Source organism: Burkholderia sp. AU30280, assembly GCF_020420125.1.
Taxonomy (GTDB): Bacteria; Pseudomonadota; Gammaproteobacteria; order Burkholderiales; family Burkholderiaceae; genus Burkholderia.
In genome coordinates this window covers 17,639-36,889 of record NZ_JAIZRY010000001.1, presented here as the reverse complement: position 1 = coordinate 36,889, position 19,251 = coordinate 17,639, and the positions used below count along the sequence as shown (strand labels likewise).

General features: G+C 66.1%; 14 protein-coding genes and 2 pseudogenes. 9 read left to right on the top strand and 7 right to left on the bottom strand.

Going from position 1 to position 19,251, the window contains the following annotated elements; translation table 11 throughout:
• The first annotated feature begins 11 nt into the window (after positions 1–11).
• The 4 genes from LGN17_RS00165 (at position 12) to LGN17_RS00150 (ending at position 5,619) form a co-directional block, all read left to right on the top strand.
• Positions 12–1,706 (top strand): VRR-NUC domain-containing protein, encoded by a 1,695-nt coding sequence (locus LGN17_RS00165; RefSeq protein WP_226195257.1) that lies wholly within the window; start codon positions 12–14, stop codon positions 1,704–1,706.
• Complete coding sequence (locus LGN17_RS00160) at positions 1,703–4,003, top strand: ATP-dependent DNA helicase (RefSeq protein WP_226194650.1); 2,301 nt, start codon at positions 1,703–1,705, stop codon at positions 4,001–4,003. The genes LGN17_RS00165 and LGN17_RS00160 overlap by 4 nt, the downstream gene beginning before the upstream one ends.
• Before the next feature lie 467 nt (positions 4,004–4,470).
• A complete protein-coding gene (locus LGN17_RS00155) occupies positions 4,471–5,274 on the top strand; it encodes a lysozyme inhibitor LprI family protein (RefSeq protein ID WP_226194649.1) in 804 nt (267 codons plus the stop codon).
• 63 nt (positions 5,275–5,337) lie between these two features.
• Positions 5,338–5,619, top strand: coding sequence for a PAAR domain-containing protein (locus LGN17_RS00150; RefSeq protein ID WP_226194648.1), 282 nt, complete (start codon positions 5,338–5,340; stop codon positions 5,617–5,619).
• Between the two features lie 717 nt (positions 5,620–6,336).
• Here LGN17_RS00150 and LGN17_RS00145 read toward each other — a convergent pair.
• Positions 6,337–6,678, bottom strand: a pseudogene (locus tag LGN17_RS00145) (transposase); the annotation flags it as partial.
• Positions 6,679–6,779: 101 nt separating this feature from the next.
• Between LGN17_RS00145 and LGN17_RS00140 the strand changes: the two are divergent.
• Positions 6,780–7,354: pseudogene (locus LGN17_RS00140) on the top strand (transposase).
• Between the two features lie 157 nt (positions 7,355–7,511).
• Here the strand turns inward: LGN17_RS00140 and LGN17_RS00135 are convergent.
• Positions 7,512–8,282 carry an IclR family transcriptional regulator C-terminal domain-containing protein gene (locus tag LGN17_RS00135; protein WP_226194647.1) on the bottom strand — a complete coding sequence of 257 codons (771 nt, stop codon included), beginning with the start codon at positions 8,280–8,282 and terminating at the stop codon, positions 7,512–7,514.
• A gap of 286 nt (positions 8,283–8,568) precedes the next feature.
• On the opposite strand from LGN17_RS00135, the gene LGN17_RS00130 reads away from it, so the two are divergent.
• On the top strand, positions 8,569–9,180 hold the full coding sequence (locus LGN17_RS00130; protein ID WP_226194646.1) for a hypothetical protein: 612 nt from the start codon (positions 8,569–8,571) through the stop codon (positions 9,178–9,180).
• Between the two features lie 85 nt (positions 9,181–9,265).
• Here LGN17_RS00130 and LGN17_RS00125 read toward each other — a convergent pair whose 3' ends face one another.
• Positions 9,266–10,567 carry a UDP-N-acetylglucosamine 1-carboxyvinyltransferase gene (locus LGN17_RS00125; RefSeq protein ID WP_226194645.1) on the bottom strand — a complete coding sequence of 434 codons (1,302 nt, stop codon included), beginning with the start codon at positions 10,565–10,567 and terminating at the stop codon, positions 9,266–9,268.
• A gap of 216 nt (positions 10,568–10,783) precedes the next feature.
• Entirely contained in the window at positions 10,784–12,091 is a 1,308-nt protein-coding gene (shiA, locus tag LGN17_RS00120) for a shikimate transporter (protein ID WP_175950271.1), read from the bottom strand.
• 357 nt (positions 12,092–12,448) lie between these two features.
• Here shiA and LGN17_RS00115 point away from each other — a divergent pair, with 357 nt between their 5' ends.
• Positions 12,449–13,576 (top strand): 4-hydroxyphenylpyruvate dioxygenase family protein, encoded by a 1,128-nt coding sequence (locus LGN17_RS00115; RefSeq protein WP_226194644.1) that lies wholly within the window; start codon positions 12,449–12,451, stop codon positions 13,574–13,576.
• Between the two features lie 46 nt (positions 13,577–13,622).
• On the opposite strand, the gene LGN17_RS00110 is transcribed toward LGN17_RS00115, so the two are convergent.
• Positions 13,623–13,835, bottom strand: coding sequence for a hypothetical protein (locus tag LGN17_RS00110; protein ID WP_226194643.1), 213 nt, complete (start codon positions 13,833–13,835; stop codon positions 13,623–13,625).
• Between the two features lie 117 nt (positions 13,836–13,952).
• Between LGN17_RS00110 and LGN17_RS00105 the strand changes: the two genes are divergently transcribed.
• Positions 13,953–15,170, top strand: a complete 1,218-nt coding sequence (locus tag LGN17_RS00105) for a DUF2252 family protein (protein ID WP_226194642.1) — start codon at positions 13,953–13,955, stop codon at positions 15,168–15,170.
• Positions 15,171–15,577: 407 nt separating this feature from the next.
• On the opposite strand, the gene ribBA is transcribed toward LGN17_RS00105, so the two are convergent.
• Together ribBA and LGN17_RS00090 are read right to left on the bottom strand one after the other, a co-directional pair.
• Positions 15,578–16,702 (bottom strand): bifunctional 3,4-dihydroxy-2-butanone-4-phosphate synthase/GTP cyclohydrolase II, encoded by a 1,125-nt coding sequence (ribBA, locus tag LGN17_RS00095; RefSeq protein ID WP_226194641.1) that lies wholly within the window; start codon positions 16,700–16,702, stop codon positions 15,578–15,580.
• Positions 16,699–17,637 (bottom strand): alpha/beta hydrolase, encoded by a 939-nt coding sequence (locus tag LGN17_RS00090; RefSeq protein WP_226194640.1) that lies wholly within the window; start codon positions 17,635–17,637, stop codon positions 16,699–16,701. The genes ribBA and LGN17_RS00090 overlap by 4 nt, the downstream gene beginning before the upstream one ends.
• 281 nt (positions 17,638–17,918) lie before the next feature.
• On the opposite strand from LGN17_RS00090, the gene LGN17_RS00085 reads away from it, so the two are divergent.
• On the top strand, positions 17,919–19,109 hold the full coding sequence (locus LGN17_RS00085; protein WP_226194639.1) for a helix-turn-helix transcriptional regulator: 1,191 nt from the start codon (positions 17,919–17,921) through the stop codon (positions 19,107–19,109).
• The last annotated feature ends 142 nt before the right edge of the window (positions 19,110–19,251 follow it).

The window sequence follows — 19,251 nt, the reverse complement described above, 5'->3', positions numbered from 1 at the left end:
TGATCAATCCCGTGACGCCTGCATCGCCGACGCCCCCGGCGTTTTACTACCTGACCAATTTCGAACGCGCGCTGGCCTGGCTCGGCGAGCGTTACGACGACCTGTTCGACGCGCACGAGCACGCGTTCGTCCGCCGGTTCGCGACGCTGCCGCAGGCGTCGCGCGCGCTGCTCGTGCGGATGCTGATGCGCAACGGGTGCGACTTCCGGGCAAGCAAGCTCGTGTACGACGAAATCGGCTGCGCACTCGCCGCGGCCGCGCCGCTCGTCGAACTCGGCTGGGTCGACCCGGCGCCCGCGCTGACGCTCGACGAACTGTTCGCGCTGTCGACCAAGGCCGATCTGCTGCGCATCTTCCCGGCCCTCGCCGCGCATGCGGGCGAACGCAAGCCCGAATGGCTCGAACGGCTGCGTCCCGCGCACGACGTCGCGCAACCGCTCGACGCATGGGGCGCACACGACGGCGATCGTGTGCTGCGCGTGACGGTCGGCGCGCTGTGCGACCGGCTGCGCCTGATGTTCTTCGGCAATCTCCATCAGGACTGGAGCGAGTTCGTGCTCGCCGATCTCGGCGTGTTCCAGTACGAAAGCGTGCCGATCGCGCCGTCGTCGCGTGCGTTCCAGCAGCGCGGCGACGTCGATGCGTATCTCGCGCTGCAGGTGTGCCGCGATGCGCTCGACGCATGGCCCGGCGATCTGCCGTTCGACGACCTGATACGCGCGATCGACGCGGTCGATTGCGGGCAGCCGTGGCTCGCGACGCGTCGCGCGAAGCTGCTGTTCGCGCTCGGGCAGGCCTGCGAACGCCGGGCCGACTGGGCCGCCGCGCTCGACGCGTATGCACGCAGCGCATGGCCCGGCAGCCGCCATCGGCGCATCCGCGTGCTCGAACGCTGCGGGCGTGACGACGATGCGCTCGCGCTGGCGCTCGATGCGCGCGGCGGCTTCGAGAGCGACGAGGAGCGCCAGCGGGTCGAGCGCATGCTGCCGCGTCTGCAGCGCCGGCTCGGGCAGCGCGTCGAGCGGGCGGCCGCGGCAGCGGACGTGCCGCGCGAAACGCTCGTGCTTGCGCGCCCCGATGCGTTCGTCAGCGTCGAATTTGCGGTGCGCGATCATCTCGCGCAACCCGCTTCGCCCGTCCATTACGTCGAAAACACGCTGATCAATTCGCTGTTCGGGCTGCTGTGCTGGGAGCCCGTGTTCGCCGCGGTGCCCGGTGCGTTCTTTCACCCGTTCCAGCGCGGCCCGGCCGACCTGCACGCGCCCGATTTCGTCGCGCGCCGCGCGGACGCGTTTGCCGCGTGCTTCGCGCAGCTCGATTCGGGCGCCTATCGCGACACGATCCGCCGGCATTTCACGCTGAAGGCGGGGCTGCAATCGCCGTTCGTGTTCTGGGGCGTGCTGAGCGACGAATTGCTCGACGCGGCGCTCGCGTGCCTGCCGCCCGAGCACTTGCGGCTGTGGTTCACGCGCCTGCTCGCGGATATCCGCAGCAACCGGTCGGGGCTGCCCGATCTCGTCCGCTTCTGGCCCGGCGAGCGCCGCTACGAACTGATCGAGGTGAAAGGCCCCGGCGACCGCCTTCAGGATAACCAGACGCGCTGGCTCGCGTACTGCGTCGCGCACGGCATCCCGGTGCGCGTGATCGACGTCGAGTGGGCGGGTGAAGACGTCGCGCACGCCGAAGCGGCGGCCCTGTCGGCATGAGCTACGTCGTCGCGGTGCGGGCGATGTGCGAGTTCACCGCGCGACGCGGCGATCTCGACCTGCGCTTCACGCCCGCGCCGACCGCGCTGGAAGGCATTGCCGGCCATGGTGCGGTCACGTCAAAGCGCGGCGCCCGCTACGAAACCGAGATCGCGCTGGCGGGCACGTGGGGCACGCTCACCGTGCGCGGTCGCGCGGACGGCTACGACCCGGTGGCAAACCGTCTCGAGGAGATCAAGACCTATCGCGGCAGCCTCGATGCGATGCCGGCCAACCACCGCGTGCTGCACTGGGCGCAGGCGAAGGTCTACGCGCACCTGATGTGCGACGCGCGCGGCCTCCAGGAAATCGACGTCGCGCTCGTCTATTTCGACATCGTGTCCGAGCGCGAGACGGTGCTGACGCAAACGCTGGGGGCGGCCGAGCTCGCGACGTTCTTCGCCGAGCAGTGCGCGTGCTTCGTCGGCTGGGCCGAACGCGAGACGGCACACCGCGCGGCGCGTGACGCGGCGCTGCGTGCGCTTGCGTTTCCGCACGGGCAGTTCCGTAGCGGCCAGCGCGAGCTGGCGGTGGCCGTCTATCGTGCGGCACGCGACGAGCGTTGCCTGATGGCGCAGGCGCCGACCGGCATCGGCAAGACGCTGGGCACCGTGTTTCCGCTGCTGAAGGCCTGCGGCGAGGGCGAGCTCGACCATGTGTACTTCCTGACCGCTAAAACGCCCGGCCGCGCGCTCGCGCTCGAGGCCGCGACGACGCTCGGCGCCGGCTCGCCGGCGCTGCCGCTGCGCGTGCTTGAACTCGTCGCGCGCGACAAGGCATGCGAGCATCCGGACAGCGCATGCCACGGCGAATCGTGTCCGCTCGCGAAAGGCTTCTACGACCGGCTGCCGGCCGCGCGCGATGCGGCAATCGAGGCCGGGCTGCTCGACCGCGACACGGTGCGCGCGGCCGCGCTCGCGCACGACGTCTGTCCGTACTACCTCTCGCAGGAACTCGCGCGCTGGTCCGACATGGTGATCGGCGACTACAACTACTACTACGACGGCAGCGCGATGCTGTACACGCTCGCGCAGCAGAACCAGTGGCGTGTCGGCGTGCTCGTCGACGAAGCGCACAACCTGCTCGATCGCGCGCGCAAGATGTACAGCGCATCGCTCGATCCGTTCGCATTCGCGGCGGCCCGCGAGGCTGCGCCCGCGGCGCTGCGCAAGGCGTTCGACCGGCTCGCCCGCGCCTGGGGCACGCTCAGTCGCGCACAGGCCGGGCGCTATGCCGCGTACCCGGAAATACCGGGCCCGATCGTGTCGGCCGTGCAGAATCTGGTCGCGGCGCTCGGCGAACACCTGGCCGATGCGCCGCGCGCGAACGGCGACGCACTGCTGCGGTTTCATTTCGAGGCGATCCAGTTCAGCGTGCTTGCCGAAGCGTTCGACAGTGCGTCGATCTTCGACGCGACGCTGCACGGCGAACCGATGCCGCGCCAGCCGGCGCTCGACGGTGTTGCGTCGGCGAGCCGCCGGCGCCGCGTCCAGTCGACGCTGTGCGTGCGCAACGTGATCCCGGCCGGCTTTCTCGCGCCGCGCTACGAAGCCGCATGCGCGACCGTGCTGTTCTCGGGCACGCTGAGCCCGTTTCACTTCTACCGCGACACACTCGGGTTGCCCGGCGACACGGGCTGGCTCGACGTCGACGGGCCGTTCCGCGCCGAGCAACTGACGGTGCGCGTCGCGAGCCACGTGTCGACGCGCTGGCGCGACCGCGACCGTTCGCTCGAGCCGATCGTCGACCTGATCGCCGAGCAATACGCGACGCGGCCCGGCAACTACCTCGGTTTCCTGAGCAGCTTCGACTACCTGGGGCGCGTGGTCGCGCTGATGCAGACACGGCATCCGGACGTGCCGGTCTGGGCACAGGCGCCGGGCATGGCCGAAAGCGAGCGCGACGCGTTTCTTGCGCGCTTCGACGCGGGTGGGCGCGGCGTCGGCTTCGCGGTGCTGGGCGGCGCGTTCTCGGAAGGCGTGGACCTGGTCGGCGAGCGGCTGATCGGCGCGTTCATCGCGACGCTCGGGCTCCCGCAGGTCAACGACGTCAACGAACAGATGCGGCAGGCGATGGACGCGCGCTTCGGTAACGGCTACGACTACATGTACCTGTACCCGGGCTTGCAGAAGGTCGTGCAGGCGGCCGGGCGCGTGATCCGCACCGAGCGCGACGAGGGCGTCGTGCATCTGATCGACGATCGTTACCGGCGGCGTGAAGTGCGCGACCTGCTGCCGCGGTGGTGGCGGATCGGGTAAGGCAAGGGCCGCCTGACCGTCGTGTAAGCGAACCTGCCGGTGGCCGTTGCCGCGCACCTTCCGCATGATCGATCACGGGCGTTTCCGCCCGAGCCGCCTCGAGGATTTAAAAGGTCGAAGCGCTCGCACGATGCAATGCGGTGAAGCGGCGACGGCGTTTTGATGCGCTTGCCATGGCGCGTCGCGAGCGGCGTGGTTTTCTTATCCGATCGATGACGGTATCGAGATCGTCGGCGATTTGCCGAAACGAGCAGACGGGAGGCGGGGCAATCGGCGGACTTTCCTAGCAGGCTGTTGAAAAGCGCTTCGCTTTGATGACCGGGGCGCTGTTTAAAAGGATTTCGTATGCGCTTGGCTGCCGAGTTGCCAACGAATCGCCGACAACAAGACGCGCCGCGAACGAGAGCACGACATGTTTTGTCTAGGCACTTACAATTCCAACCATTAAACGAACGATATCTTTTTTCATGAAGAAACTCACACTGAGCTTACTCCTCCTGATGTCGGTAGCCTTTGGGCCGGCGCATGCTTCGGCCGAGGAAATATATCGAATGATAGGTGCAGCGCAGTTCGAACCGGGACATGACACACACCAGTTGCCCTTTCCGGTCAATCCCCAGACCGCGGCTTTTCTCACTTTCGATGACAGTGCGTTTGCACTTCATTACACCGGGCACAGTTGCAACGTAAAGATCGACAAGAAAATGAACTTCTATGTCGACCCGGTCATCTCTCACTCGTTCGGTTCCAGAGACAAATTCAATGCTTTTCTGACCGCGAAGTTCCATGCGAAAGGCGCGGCGCTGACTGATACCTATATTCTGGGTGATGTCGACGCACCGCTCTGCTCGGGCCTCCGATCTGCGATGATCTATCGATCGCAGGACGAGATGGTGTTGCTCGACGGTTCTTGGGCGTACGCCTTCGCGCGTCAAACCCATGCGCCAGCAAATGCGGAGCAAAGTTTCGACTGCAGTAAAGCCGCAACGAATGTCGAACACCTTATATGCAAGAATCCAGATCTGATTAAACTCGATGCAACCGTCAATCGTGGCTACGTTGCGATGATGCTGACCAATTCGAAAGAAATTTCATACCAAGATCCAGTGAGACTGAATCAAATCAACTGGATCAAGACAGTACGGAATTCCTGTAGTGATAACGCTTGCTTGATGAAAGCATATAACGGCCGCATAGCCTACATCAAAGGTAGGATAGCAAGCACCTACCCGTCTTATCCCGAAGAGGAATCCAATCAAGAAGGTGATTGATGCACGCGCACCTCTGTCCAGACAACACGCAGAAACTCGTTCTCAACTTTGTCGAGGTGCAAAATGGCACTAGCTATCATCGTGGTCGGAGATATGACATCGCATGGGGGGCGCGTGATCAGCGGCTCGGATATCCATACGATTGGAGGTAAGGCGATTGCTCGTCTGCATGATCTCGCTGACTGCCCAGAGAAATATCCCGATGGCAAATTGCACGGCGTTAACAAGATCATTGAAGCACATCCAACGTTGACAATTGGCGGCGAGCGTGTTGCGCTACATGGTCACCACACCGAATGCGGTTGCATGTTGATTGGCAGCACCGCTACGCAGGTTGGAGACTAGTGTCACCTCGGTGATCGACTTAGCTCGGATTTACATGCCGGATTGTGGACCGCGAGCAGGCGTGCGAGCCCGATCCAGTGTGGCGCCCGGTCTGCAGGACAATCGGTGTGATCGTGTGCGACGGCCCACTTCATTTGAGCCCCGGACCCGATGGCCGACAGTCGACGTTAAGTGACGACATCTGTCAGAGCGAATGTCCAGCGCCATCGAAGCTGGTGGCTTCACAGTCGGTATCGTATATCGAGGTCTGAGCGACAGAGAACGACTTGTTCCGAAGGATGGCGAGTCAGGTTGTACTACCGGCGTTGGCAATGCGTGCGACTTGTGCGCTTTAACCCGAATATTGAACTACGATATCTAGCTCTCGGTATCCGGCAATGGACAGATGCTGGATGCGCCTCTTTTCCAGTTATAGTTAGTAGCGAGACCCCGTTTCAGTGACAACCCGCGACGAACGTTTCAAAATGCTTCGGGCTTACCTTGCGGATGCGGGTTTTGTATTACTCGACCGCAAGTGGCATACCGTACATCATCAGTATCGATTTCGTTGCGTGGACAAACATGTTTCGTCGATGTCCGGGGCAAGTTTTATGCGCCGGGTGCGCGGACGTGGCGGGCCATTAATATGCCATCAGTGCTGGATTAAAAAGACTCTGACTCGTTTTCATGACGTCGCCCACCAAGCAGGCGGTCGGTGTCTAAGAAGCTGTTGCGAAATTAGTTAAACGGAGGCTTGAGACGAGTCCAGCAAATCAAGGCACAAGCCAAAGACATGAAGGCCTCGTGAACATGAGCGTAGCGTTCGTAACGAATCTTGAGTCGTCGAAACGAGTGCAGCCAGGCAATCGAACGCTCTACTGGCCAACGCGTTTTGCCCAGTCCACTGCCGTGCTGCGCTCCGATTTTGGCGAGCATCGGTGTGATGCCTCGCTCACGCAAGCGCTGTCGATGGGGCTCGGAGCTATAGCCCCGGTCGCCTTGTACGATTTTCGGCTTGTGCAGAGGATGTCCCCGCTTGCCCCGGATAGGTGGAATGGCATCGATCAGCGCATCAAGCTGCTAGCAGGCTGTTGAATTTGGGAACGGTGTAAACGGGCTTTGCGAGCGGTGCGTTAGAGATATCGTGTTCATGACCTTGAGCGGATGAGCCGATGCGTGGAATGGACGAGATGCAAGAACCGCTGTTCACGACGGTGAAGCTGGAAGACTTCGTGCCGGCCGATCACCCGTTGCGGCCGCTGCGGCTGCTGGTCAATCAGGCACTGAAGCGGCTCAACGGGTTGTTCGGCACGATCTACGCGGACAGTGGCCGCGCCTCGATTGCACCGGAGAAATTGCTGCGTGCGTTGTTGCTGCAAGTGTTCTACTGCGGTCCGCAGCGAGCGTATGCTGATGCAAGACGCTCGGCGCCGACAAGGGTTACGACATGCGCGACTTTGTGCGGGATTGCCGAGCGCGCAAAGTGACGCCACACGTCGCGCGCAACGACACGCATCAAGGCGGCAGTGCGATCGACGGCCGTACCTCGCGGCACGCCGGTTATGGCATTAGCCAAGTGATTCGCAAACGCATCGAAGAGCACTTCGGCTGGGGCAAGACCGTCGGCAGGATACGACAGACCGCGTATCGCGGCCTCAAACGGGTCGACCAGCACTTCAAGCTGACGATGCTGGCGAGCAATCTGACTCGAATGGCGCGAATGCTGACGGTGGTGCCGCAAGGAGCGGTGCAATGAGCCGCCCAAGCGCGGCCGTCGCACGGCAACGCGCCGGCTGGACCGCTCGCGAACGGTCCAGCGTCGGCGATTCGTTGGCAACTCGGCAGCCAAGCGCATACGAAATCCTTTTAAACAGCGCCCCGGTCATCAAAGCGAGGCGCTTTTCAACAGCCTGCTAGAGGACGTTCAGCATCGCGAGCGCGGCTTCCTGCAGATGCGGCAGCACGCGCCGCACGGCCGCGTCGGTCGTCTCCGCGCCGATCGGCATGTTCGTGCTCAACGCGGCAACCACTTCCCCATGACGGTTCTTCAGCGGCACCGCGATCCCGCGCACGCCGACCTGCAGTTGCTGCTCGATCGCCGCGAAACCGGCGTCGCGTGCGCGGTCGACCTGTTCGAGCAGGCGCGCCTTGTTGGTGATGGTGTGCGGTGTGAACGGCGGCAGTTCGGTGTCGTCGAGCCAGGCGCGCACGGCTTCGCGATCGGGATAGTGGGCGAGCAGCACGACGCCCGGCGACGTGAGCGGCGCCGGCACGCGCGCGCCGAGTACGAAGCCGGTCGTCATCACGCGCGACACGCCGTTGCGCGCGATGAACACGAGTTCCCAGCCGTCGAGCACGCTCACGTAGGCCGACTCGTTCAACGACGCGCTCAATTGCTGCAGATAGGGCTGGACCGTGCGCGGCAGGCGCGCCGAATCGAAGTACGACCAGCCGACCCGCAGCACGCGCGGCGTGAGGCCGTACAGCTTGCCGTCGGTGTACACGTAGCCGAGCGATTCGAGCGTCAGCAGGTAGCGCCGCGCGGCCGTGCGCGTAAGACCGGTGCGCGCGGCGGCCTGGGTGGGCGTCATGCGCGCATGCTGGCTGTCGAACGCCTCGAGGATCGCCAGGCCTTTTTCGAGGCCGGCAATCCAGTCGCGTCGGTCGAGTTCGGGCTTTTTCATCGTCGGAAGGTGGCGTCTGCGTGCGCGATAATCGCGCGTGAATGGGCGATTATCGCGCAAATCGGATCTGCCGGGATACATCGCCGGGGCTGGTCTGATTCGACGCCGGATGCGTGCCGCGAGCCCGGAACATGACCGTCGACGATAATCGGCGGCGCGCCGAACTACCGGATCGGTCTGACGTGCACGACCTCGGTGGAAGACATGCGGAAAGCGCTGCCGCCGTTGCGCGGCATTGCAGGGGGCGAAGCCGCGCTAGAATCGCCGCCTCGACTGGAACAGAACAATGAAAATTCGCGAATCCGTGTTGGCCGTGCTCGTCGCGGCCGTGCCGCTGCTTGCCGCGGCGAATCCTTCGTCCGGCACGCCCCTCCCGAAGCCGACCGTCGATGTGCGTGCGTGGCCGCGCATGGCGTCGCCGAAATTCGGCTGCTATGTCGAAACAGCCTTCGGCTATCGTGACAAGCGCTTCAATTGCGCGTTGAAGCAGTACAGGAACACCGGTGACGCGTGCAAGAACACGAAGGCCTACTACGAAGGCCCGGCGTTCCCCGACCGGCTCGCGGCCAGCGTGCATCCGCTCGCGACGAAGGTCGAGCTGGACTGGGAGCACGGCGCCCTGCAGATGGTCACCGTCACGTTGAAGGGGACGTGGAACGAAGCGGATGTGCGCAAGGCGTTCGGGCTGCCCCGCGCGGAAGGGAGCAAGCTGACCGAAGCGGAGTTGCGGTCGGCGCCGGGCAACCTGATGGACACGAGTGTCCAGTATCCGTCTGCCCCGCTCGACGAAAGCCTGGCGAAGCGCCCGAGCAACCCCGCGCGCGGCACGACGGCCGTGATGCTCTACGGGTTCGACCACATGGGCGCAGGCGATGCCGATTGCGGGGGCGGCGAGTAACGCGCGAGGAGGCGGCCGGCGCGGCCGCCGACCGGGTACGGAGGTGGTACGGCGCCCGGATGGCGTGCGCCGTACCGTCAGGGTCTTACTCGCTGCTCGTCCACTCGACGTTCGCGCCGACCGAGCGCAGGTTCTCGACGAAATGCGGGTGCGCGCGGCGGATCGGCAGCGCGTTCATGATTTCCGAGCGGCCTTCGATGCTCGCGGCCACCATCAGCAGCGCGATCGCGACGCGGATGATGTACGGGCTCTCGACACGCGCCGGCGTCAATTGCAGCCCGCCGAACGTGATCAGACGATGCGGATCGGACAGCAGCACGTGCGCGCCGAACTTCGACAGTTCGCCGGACCAGCCGAGCGCCCCGTCGTACACCTTGTTCCAGAACATTGCGCTGCCTTCCGCGCGCACGCCGAGCGCGATGAAGATCGGCAGCAGGTCGACCGGCAGGTACGGCCAAGGCGCGGCTTCGACCTTGGTGAGGATGTTCTGCGTGAACGGCCGGCGCACGCGCAGCGGGCCGTCGCGTTCCGCGCGCGACCAGCCGTCGCGATGCGTGACGTTGACGCCGAACTTCGCGAACGTGCGGTCGATCAGCGGGAAATGCTCGGGTGACGAGTTGCGCACCGTGATGTCGCCGCCCGTGATCGCGCCGAGCGCGAGGAACGTCGCGATCTCGTGGAAATCCTCGGCGAAGCGGAATTCGCCGCCGCCGAGCTTGCGGCCGCCCGTCACGCAGAGCCGCGACGTGCCGATGCCCTCGATCGCGACGCCGATCATCGCCAGGAACTGGCAGAACTCCTGCACGTGCGGCTCGGACGCGGCGTTCATCAGCGTCGACGTGCCGTTCGCGGCGGTCGCGCATAGCGCGAAGTTTTCGGTGGTCGTTACCGACGCGTAGTCGAGCCAGTGGTCGTTGGCCGTCAGCGGGCCTTCCGTGCGGACGATCAGCGAATCGGGCGTGCGCTCGATGTGCGCGCCGAAGCGCTCGAACACCTCGACGTGCGGATCGATCTCGCGCACGCCGAGCGTGCAGCCCTTCACGTCGTTCTCGAGGCGCGCGACGCCGAAGCGCGCGAGCAGCGGCGGGATCAGCATGATCGACGAGCGCATCGCTTCCGGCAGCCGATGGACGGCCGGATCGAATGTCGTGTTCCGATGGTGGAGTTCGAGCAGGCCCGTCGTGAAGTCGACCGACACGTCGCTGCCGAGCGTGCGGAAGATCTCGAGGATCTTGCGCACGTCGGTGATATCCGGCACGCCGACGAGGCGCAGCGGCTGATCGGTCAACAGGGTGGCGCACAGAATCGGCAGGACGGCGTTCTTGTTTGCGGACGGCTTGATGTCCCCGCGCAGCGGAGTGCCGCCGTGGACGATGAGATTCGACATGATATGGGGGCGTATCGGTGACTGACGTAGGCCCATATGATGCCATTGGTCGGCAGGCGGCGTGGAATGTTCGGCGGCGAAAAAGGGGAATCGGGGCGGCTAACTGACAGTGTTTGACGTCGCGCGCACGAACACGAGGCAGCGGTGCCGTTGCCGGTCGACGTCGAGCAGTGCGTGATGGCCGGCCACGGGCGGGCCGGCCATTCGGTCAGGTTGTTACTGCGCCGCCCGCATCCGCGCGGCGACCACCAGCGAAATCAGGCAACCCGCCGCTAGGTAACCGGCGACGAGGTGCCACGAGCCACCGCCCACGCTGACGAGGCCGACCGCGATGAACGGCGTGAACCCGCCGCCGACCACGCTCGCGAACTGGTAGCCGACGCCCGCGCCGCTATAGCGGTATTCGGCGCCGAACAACTCGGTGAACAGCGGCTGCTGGACGCTCACGACCATGTCGTGCGCGGCGTTCGCCAGCAGGATCGAGAAGATCACGATCCACGCGATCGACCGTGCCTCCAGCGCGACGAAGAACGGCACCGCGGACGCAAGGCCGATCAGCGCGCCGATCAGGTAGATGCGGCGCAGGCCGTAGCGGTCGGCCAGCCACGCGAAACACGGGATCGTCACGCAGCTCACCGCGCCCACCAGCAAGCCGATGTTCAGGAACAGGTCGCGCGACATGCCGAGGTTCGTCGTCGAATAGCTGAGCGCGAACGCGGTGACGATATACATCGTGAACAGTTCGGCGAGCCGCAGCGCGATGATCAGCAGGAATGCCTTCGGATGGCGCGTCAGCGCTTCCAGCACCGGCAGGCGCAGCTTGCGGTTGCCGTGTTCGACCTTCTCGACGAATTCCTGCGATTCGTCCATGTTCTTGCGCACCCACAGCCCGATCAGCACGAGCACGATGCTGAACACGAAGGGCAGGCGCCAGCCCCACGACTTGAACGCGGCCTCGCCCAGCGTGTGGCTCAGGATCGACACGATGCCCGTGGCCAGCACGAGGCCGACGCCGTAGCCGACCTGCACGCCGCTGCTGTAGAACGCCTTCTTCTGCTTCGGCGCGCTCTCGACGGCCATCAGTGCCGCGCCGCCCCATTCGCCGCCGACCGCGAAACCCTGGATCGCGCGCATCAGCACCAGCAGCACCGGCGCCCACCAGCCGATCGACGCGAAAGTCGGCAGCAGGCCGATCGCGACCGTCGACAGCCCCATCAGCATCACGGTCAGCACCAGCATCCGCTTGCGGCCGAGCCGGTCGCCGTAGTGGCCGAACACGACGCCGCCGAGCGGCCGGAACAGGAAGCCGACGCCGAACGTCGCGAAAGCCGCGAGCGTGCCCATCGTCGGGCTGACTTTCGGGAAGAATTCGGAATTGAATACCAGCGCGGCGACGATCCCGTACAGCAGGAAGTCGTACCAGTCGACAACGGCGCCGACGAAGCTGCCGATCGCGGCCTTGCGGGCCTGGCTGCGTATGCGGGCACTGGCGGCGGCGTCGAGGGTGTCGAAGGTTGGGGTCATGGCGATGTCTCCTGGCACGGCGCATCGTGGAATCGTGGCGGCGCCGCGTCCGATGCTGCATTGAAGTCGATGGGTGAACGGAGAATAGGGCGCGCGCCGCATGGCGGCAATTGGCCAATCGGACAATGTGCGCGATTATCGTTCAAATCCGTGCGATTATCGAACGCTTTCCGGGTTTGCACTGAGCGGCGTAACGATATCCCGTTTGGCCAGGGTGTGCCGCCGTGAACGATCTGGTTAAAATTGGAACCATTGAAAATTCGCCCGTTCGGGGCGGATGCGCGGTCGCCACCCTGGCCGCGCATGCCGCACGCGACGGGCACTATCCCCATCGACCGCATGCCTCCGGAGACTGGAATGCCCGGCAATTCCCACCCCCTGTCCAGCGATACGCCGCCCGTTACCGATCCGGCTGCCAATCCGCTCGGGATGGCCGGCCTCGAATTCGTCGAATTCGCGGCGCCCGTGCCGGAAGCGCTCGCGCAGCGCTTCGAGCAGCTCGGGTTCAAGGCGATCGCGCGGCACGTCAGCAAGAACGTCACGCTGTACCGGCAAGGGCAGATGCATTTCCTGATCAACGCCGAGCCCGATTCGTTCGCCGCGCGCTACGCGGAGGAATACGGGATGGGCGTCTGCGCGATCGGGCTGCGGGTGGCCAGCGCCCGGCGCGCGTTCGAGCGGGCGATCGAGCTCGGCGCGTGGGCGTTCGAGGGCGAGAAGGTCGGGGTCGGCGAGTTGAAGATTCCGGCGATCCAGGGCATCGGCGATTCGCACCTCTATTTCGTCGACCGCTGGCGCGGGCGTGACGGCCAGCGCGGCGGCGTCGGCGATATCTCGATCTTCGACATCGATTTCCGGCCGATCGACATCGCGACCGCGCATACCGATCTCGACTGCGCGGGCGTCGGGCTGCGGCAGGTCGATCATTTCACGCAGACGGTCGGCGCGGGGCGCATGCAGGAGTGGCTCGATTTCTACCACGACCTGCTGCATTTTCGCGAGATCCACGAAATCGACGCGCACTGGCATGTGTCGGAGGAATCGCGCGTGATGGTGTCGCCGTGCGGCGCGGTGCGGATTCCGGTCTATGAAGAAGGCACGCGGCGCACCGAGCTGATGCATGCGTATCTGCCCGACCATCCGGGCGAGGGCGTGCAGCACGTCGCGCTGGCCACCGACGACATCTTGTCCTGCGTCGATGCGCTGCGTGCGAACGGCGTCGAATTCATCGAGCCGCCGGCCCGCTATTACGACGAGGTCGACGCGCGGCTGCCGGGGCATGGTGTCGATCTCGACGCGCTGCGCCGTCGCGCGGTGCTGGTCGACGGCGAGATCGGCAGCGACGGCGTGCCGCGCCTGTTCTTCCAGACCTTCGTCAAGCGCCGGCCCGGCGAGATCTTCTTCGAGGTCGTGCAGCGCAAGGGGCACCACGGGTTCGGGGAAGGGAATCTGTCGGCGCTCGCCCGCGCGCGCGACGCCGTCTAGGTGGCACCGGCGCCTGCCTCGGGTGACACGCGCTGCACGTCGAGCCTCACGCGCCGGCGGCCGGCACGCGGTTCGGAGCGGGGTCGTTCGGCTCGCGCAGCACGCATGCGGTGTCGCTCGGCGTGTACATCGACACGACACGGCGGTTGCACGACGTGCAGCCCGACTGCGTGAGCCGGCCGTCGCGCAGTTCGTTGACGAAATCCGGCTCGAACACGAGTGCACGTGCGAGCGCCACCGCGTCGAACCCTTCACGCATCGCCCGCTCGACGTTCCCGCGTGAACGGACGCCGCCGGTTTGCAAGATGGCATCGTTCGATGGCAACGTAACGACGCGGCATGCCGCGCACGACTCGAACAACATCAGGAGAACCGCATGAGCAGCCAGTCGCAGAAGAAGCAGAAGCGCCTGCCGAAACCCGCAGGGCGCCAGGCGATCCTGACCGAGCAACGTCGCCGGAAGATGGCGCGTTCGCCTCATGCGTATGTGCGCGGCAATACGGCCCGGTTCTACGAATGGCTCGTCGAAACCAACGGCAGCGCGCTGCCGCACGGCCCGTCGATCTGGATCTGCGGCGACTGTCATACCGGCAATCTCGGCCCGGTTGCAAACCGCGAAGGGAAGGTCGACGTGCAGATCCGGGATCTCGACCAGACGGTCATCGGCAATCCCGTCCATGACCTGATCCGCCTCGGGCTTTCGCTGGCGACGGCCGCGCGCGGGTCGGCGCTGGCGGGCCTGACGATCGTGCACATGATGGAGGCGATGACGGCCGGTTATGCATCGGCGTTCGGCAGCCGCAACGCGAAGCTGCCCGAGCGCCCCGAACCGGTCCGCCTCGTGATGAAGCAGGCCATGCGCCGCTCGTGGCGGCAACTTGCCGTCGAACGGATCGAAGGGCTCGCGCCGACGATTCCGCTCGGCCGTCGCTTCTGGCCGCTGAGCGCGAAGGAATCGCGTGCGATCGGCGAGCTGTTCCGCGACGAAGCGATCGCGATGCTCGCCACGAGCCTCAAGGGCCGCAACGACGCGGGCAAGGTCGACGTGCTCGACGCGGCGTACTGGGTGAAGGGCTGCAGTTCGCTCGGACGGCTGCGCTACGCGGTGCTGCTCGACATCGACGGGGACGTCAGCGACGGCGACGACCTGTGCCTGATGGACATCAAGGAGGGCGTGACGGCCGCCGCACCGCGCGACGAAACCGCCGCGATGCCGCGCGACAACGCCGAGCGCGTCGTGGAAGGCGCGCGGCATCTGTCACCGGCCCTCGGCGAGCGGATGCGGGCGGCGCGCCTGCTCGACCGCGCGGTCGTGATCCGCGAACTGCTGCCGCAGGACCTGAAGCTCGACATCGATCTGCTTGCCGAGGACGATGCGCGCGAAGTCGCACGCTATCTCGGCGCGGTGGTCGGCGCAGCCCACGCGCGCCAGATGGACAAGCCGACGCGCGCGGCGTGGCGCGCGGAGCTCGGCCGCAACCGCGCGAAGACGATCGATGCGCCGATGTGGCTGTGGAACAGCATCGTCCAGCTCGTGAGCAACCACGAAGCGGGGTATCTGGAACATTGCCGGCGCTTCGCCGCAGGGGAGTAGCGACTCGCCGCGCGCGACGGCCGAGGCTATCCGGCTGCGTCCGGCTTGTGGCGCTGCCGACGCATGCCGTCGAGGATCGCGTCTGCCACGTTCGCCTGAAATTCCGCCAGGATCCGCGCGGCGGCTTCGACAATCGCGGATTCCGTGCGCGGACGACGGCTGCGATCGCGGCGCACACGTTGTTCTCGGTCAGGCCGATGCGCCGAACCTGCGCGATCCGATGGCCTGGCCGGATCTCGCCGTCATGTGAGCGCCGGGCGGGCTTGGCACCTTGACGAGCCGCTCGATGCGGGCTGCCGACGGGTGTGCAGGATTGCCGCGTGACGCCGGGGCCGGCCGTATGTATCGACAAAAACAACCGATAGCCTGTCAAGCGAAGAGCCGCCCCGTCATCCCGCGTCAACGCGTTACGCTGCTCGCAACGGATGCGGGTGCACACCTCGTGCGCTTTCCGGATCGTCGTCGCCGAGCGGAATGAACGCCATGATCTCGAGGTCGTGCCCCGACAGCGCAGGCAGCCGGAACGGGCTCGACAGCACGTTCAGCCGCCGTACGCCAAGCTCGCGCAGGATCTGGGAGCCGATCCCCGTCACGCGTCCGTCGCGGCGCGCATGGCCGGCCGGCGCCCGCATCGCGTCGCCGCGCATGTCGCAGTCGAGCAGCACGGCCACCCCGCAGCCGGCCGCGTCGATCCGCTGCAGCGCGGCGTGCAGCGGCCACGAATGTGCGGACGGTTCCGCATCGAGCAGGTCGAGCAGCGAATGGCATTCGTGCACACGCGTCAGCACGGGCGTCGACGGATCCGGCTCGCCGCGCACGAGCGCGAGATGCGGCGCGCCGTGCACGGTGTCGCGATACTCGATCGCGCGGAATCGTCCCCACGGCGTATGCAGCGGCCGTTCACCGACGCGTTCGACGAGCGATTCGTGTTCGCGCCGGTAATGGATCAGGTCGGCGATCGTGCCGATCTTCAGCCCGTGATGCGCGGCGAACGCCTTCAGCTCGGGCAGCCGCGCCATCGTGCCGTCGTCGTTCATCACCTCGCAGATCACCGATGCGGGCGTGAGCCCGGCGAGCGCCGCGAGATCGCAGCCGGCCTCGGTGTGCCCCGCGCGCACGAGCACGCCGCCCGGGCGAGCGGCGATCGGGAACACGTGGCCGGGCTGCACGAGATCGTCCGGGCGGGCGCCGGCCCGCACCGCCGCACGGATCGTATGCGCGCGATCGGCCGCCGAAATGCCGGTCGTCACGCCTTCGGCCGCCTCGATGCTGACGGTGAACGCGGTGCCGAACGGCGTACCGTTGCGATCGGCCATCGGCGGTAGCTTCAGTTGCTCGCAGCGCTCGGCGGTCAGCGTCAGGCAGATCAGCCCGCGCCCGAAGCGCGCCATGAAATTGATCGCGTCGGGCGTCACGTGATCGGCCGCGATCACGAGATCGCCTTCGTTCTCGCGATCCTCTTCGTCGACGAGCAGGACCATTCGGCCCGCCCGCAGCTCGTCGACGATCTCCCGCGTGCCGGCGAGCGTCATGGGGCCTCCGTCGGGTCGAACGCGCGGCGCAGCGCGTCGGCGCCGAGCGTCAGCACGCGGTCGGCTGCGTCGAGCGCGCCGAGCATGCTCGCGAAACCGTGAAGCTGGCCCGGCCAGCGCACGAGCGTCACCGGCGTGCCGGCCTGCGCGAGGCGCAGCGCATACGCTTCGGCCTCGTCGCGCAGCGGATCGAATTCGGCGCTGACGATCGTCGCCGGCGCCGCGCCCGCGACGTCCGGCGCAGCGAGCGGGCTTGCCAGCGGCGACGCGCGATCGGCGCCGGCGTCGAAATAGTGGTGCTTGAACCAGCGCATCATGTCCGCCGTCAGGAAATAGCCGTTGCCGAGCGTTTCGTACGACGGATGCTCGGTCGCGCAATCGACGACCGGATACAGCAGCAACTGGTGCGCGATCGCGATGCCCGAGCCACGCAACTGCAGTGCGGCGACCGCCGCCAGATTGCCGCCCGCGCTGTCGCCGGCCACGGCAAGTGCGCCGGCGCGTGCGCCGAGATCGCGCGCGCTGGCGGCGGCCCAGCGCACGGCGTCGCATGCGTCGTGCGCGGCGGCCGGGAAGCGCGCCTCGGGCGCAAGCCGGTAGTCGACCGAGAGCACCAGCGTGCGCGCACGGGCCGCGAGGCTGCGGCACAGGTTCGCATGCGAATCGATCCCGCACGACACGAAGCCGCCGCCGTGGAAGAACACGGTCAGCGGCAACGGCCCGTCGGCGGCGGGCCGATACAGCCGTGCGCACAACTGACGGCCCGACGCGGGAATCTGCCAGTCCTCTTCGGCGGCGACGGCATCGCCCGGGGCGAACGCGCCGCCGGCGGCAAGACTCGCGCGATACGCGGGAACGGTGAGCCGCGCGAAATCGATCGCGGGCGCCTGGGCGAATGCGGCGAGCAGCACCTGCGCCTGTGGGTCGAGCGGCATGGGGACTCCTGTCTGAATCGGATGCGGTTTGAATCAGGTAAACCCGTGTCGCGGTTTTCCCCGAGTCCGCGCCGGATGCTTGCCGGCACGGCCTGACGGGCATTCCAGCGCAGCGGGCAGCGCGCCACATCATCCGATCGGACGATGGTGCGTCCGCACGGATGGCCAATTCTCCCCATTCAGTGAATCTCCCGATGACGCTGGAATTTAGACGCGTCTTAATCATGGCGGCGCGGTTGGGTCGTGCCGGAAACATGTCGTATGGAGGATGGAGCGTGCTGATGGAGACGAGATGGGCTCCGCAAGAGAGCCAGGCAATCAGCGACGAGGCCGACATCGGCGTCGCGGATTTCAGCGAGCTGATGGCGCGCATCTACCAGGGGCCGCTGGAGACGCCGCCGTGGGCCGGTGCGCTCGAACTGGTTCGTCGCTGGCTGCAGGCCAACTACGTGACGCTGATCCTGCGCGCGGCCGCGAGCGACCGCCGCGCGCCGCTGTCCGTGCACGCGTCGGAATTCGGCCCGGTGGTGCCGGGCGACGGCGAGGCGTCGTACAACAACTACTACTATTCGCTCGACCCGTTCGTCGGTCTGCCGGCCGATCGCGTGGTGACGGTCGACGACGTGTTCGGCGACACCGGCTGGCTGTCGAGCGAGCTGTACAAGCAGTTCCTGAAGCCGCAGGACGTGCGCTATATCCTCGGCGCCGACCTGCGCACGCCGTCGGGCGTCGAGTGCCGCTTCCGCGTGTGCCGCAACCATGCGTCGAAGCAGTTCTCCGCGCGCGACAAGGCAATCTGCGCACTGCTGCTGCCACACCTGAAGCGCGCGGTGGAATTGCATTCGCGGCTCGACACGGCCGAGGTCGAACGCTCGATCTATGCGAACGCGATCAACCGGATGCAGATCGGCACGATCACGCTCGACGAGAACGGCACGATCATCGACCTGAACAGCGTGGCCGACGAGATCCTCAAGCAGAACAACGGCCTGACGATTGCGCGCGGCACGATCGAGGCGACCGATGCGCAGGAGAACCGGACGCTGAAGCGGTTGATCCGCCATGCGGTGATGGGGCACCACGGCACGGCCACGGCGACCGTCGAGGCGATGCCGATCACGCGCAGCTTCGACAAGCCGCGCCTCGGGCTGCTGGTGCGCACGGTGCTGCTGTCCGACTGGTCGGAGGACAACAAGCGGCGGCCGGCCGTCACGCTGTTCCTGCGCGATCCCGACCGCAAGCCGCAGGGCGCGCAGGAAATCATCCGCAAACTGTTCGACCTGACGCCCGCCGAGACGTCGCTCGCGCTGCTGCTGACGAACGGGCTGACGCTCGAGGAGGCCGCGGAGGAATCGGGGATCAGCAAGAACACGGCGCGCACGCATCTGCGCGCAATCTTCTCGAAGACGGGTGTCACACGCCAGGCGACGCTCGTGCGGATTCTGCTCGGGAGTGTCGTGCCGCTCGGATAAGCGACAGCCGACATCGATCCATCGGAACCGGCCGCATTCGTCTGGCGAACCATCGACATGGGTCAACGCGTCGCGTGCCGCACGACGGCTGCGGCATCATGCGAAAGAGGCTCGCACCGTGCGAGCCTCTTCTTCATTCAGC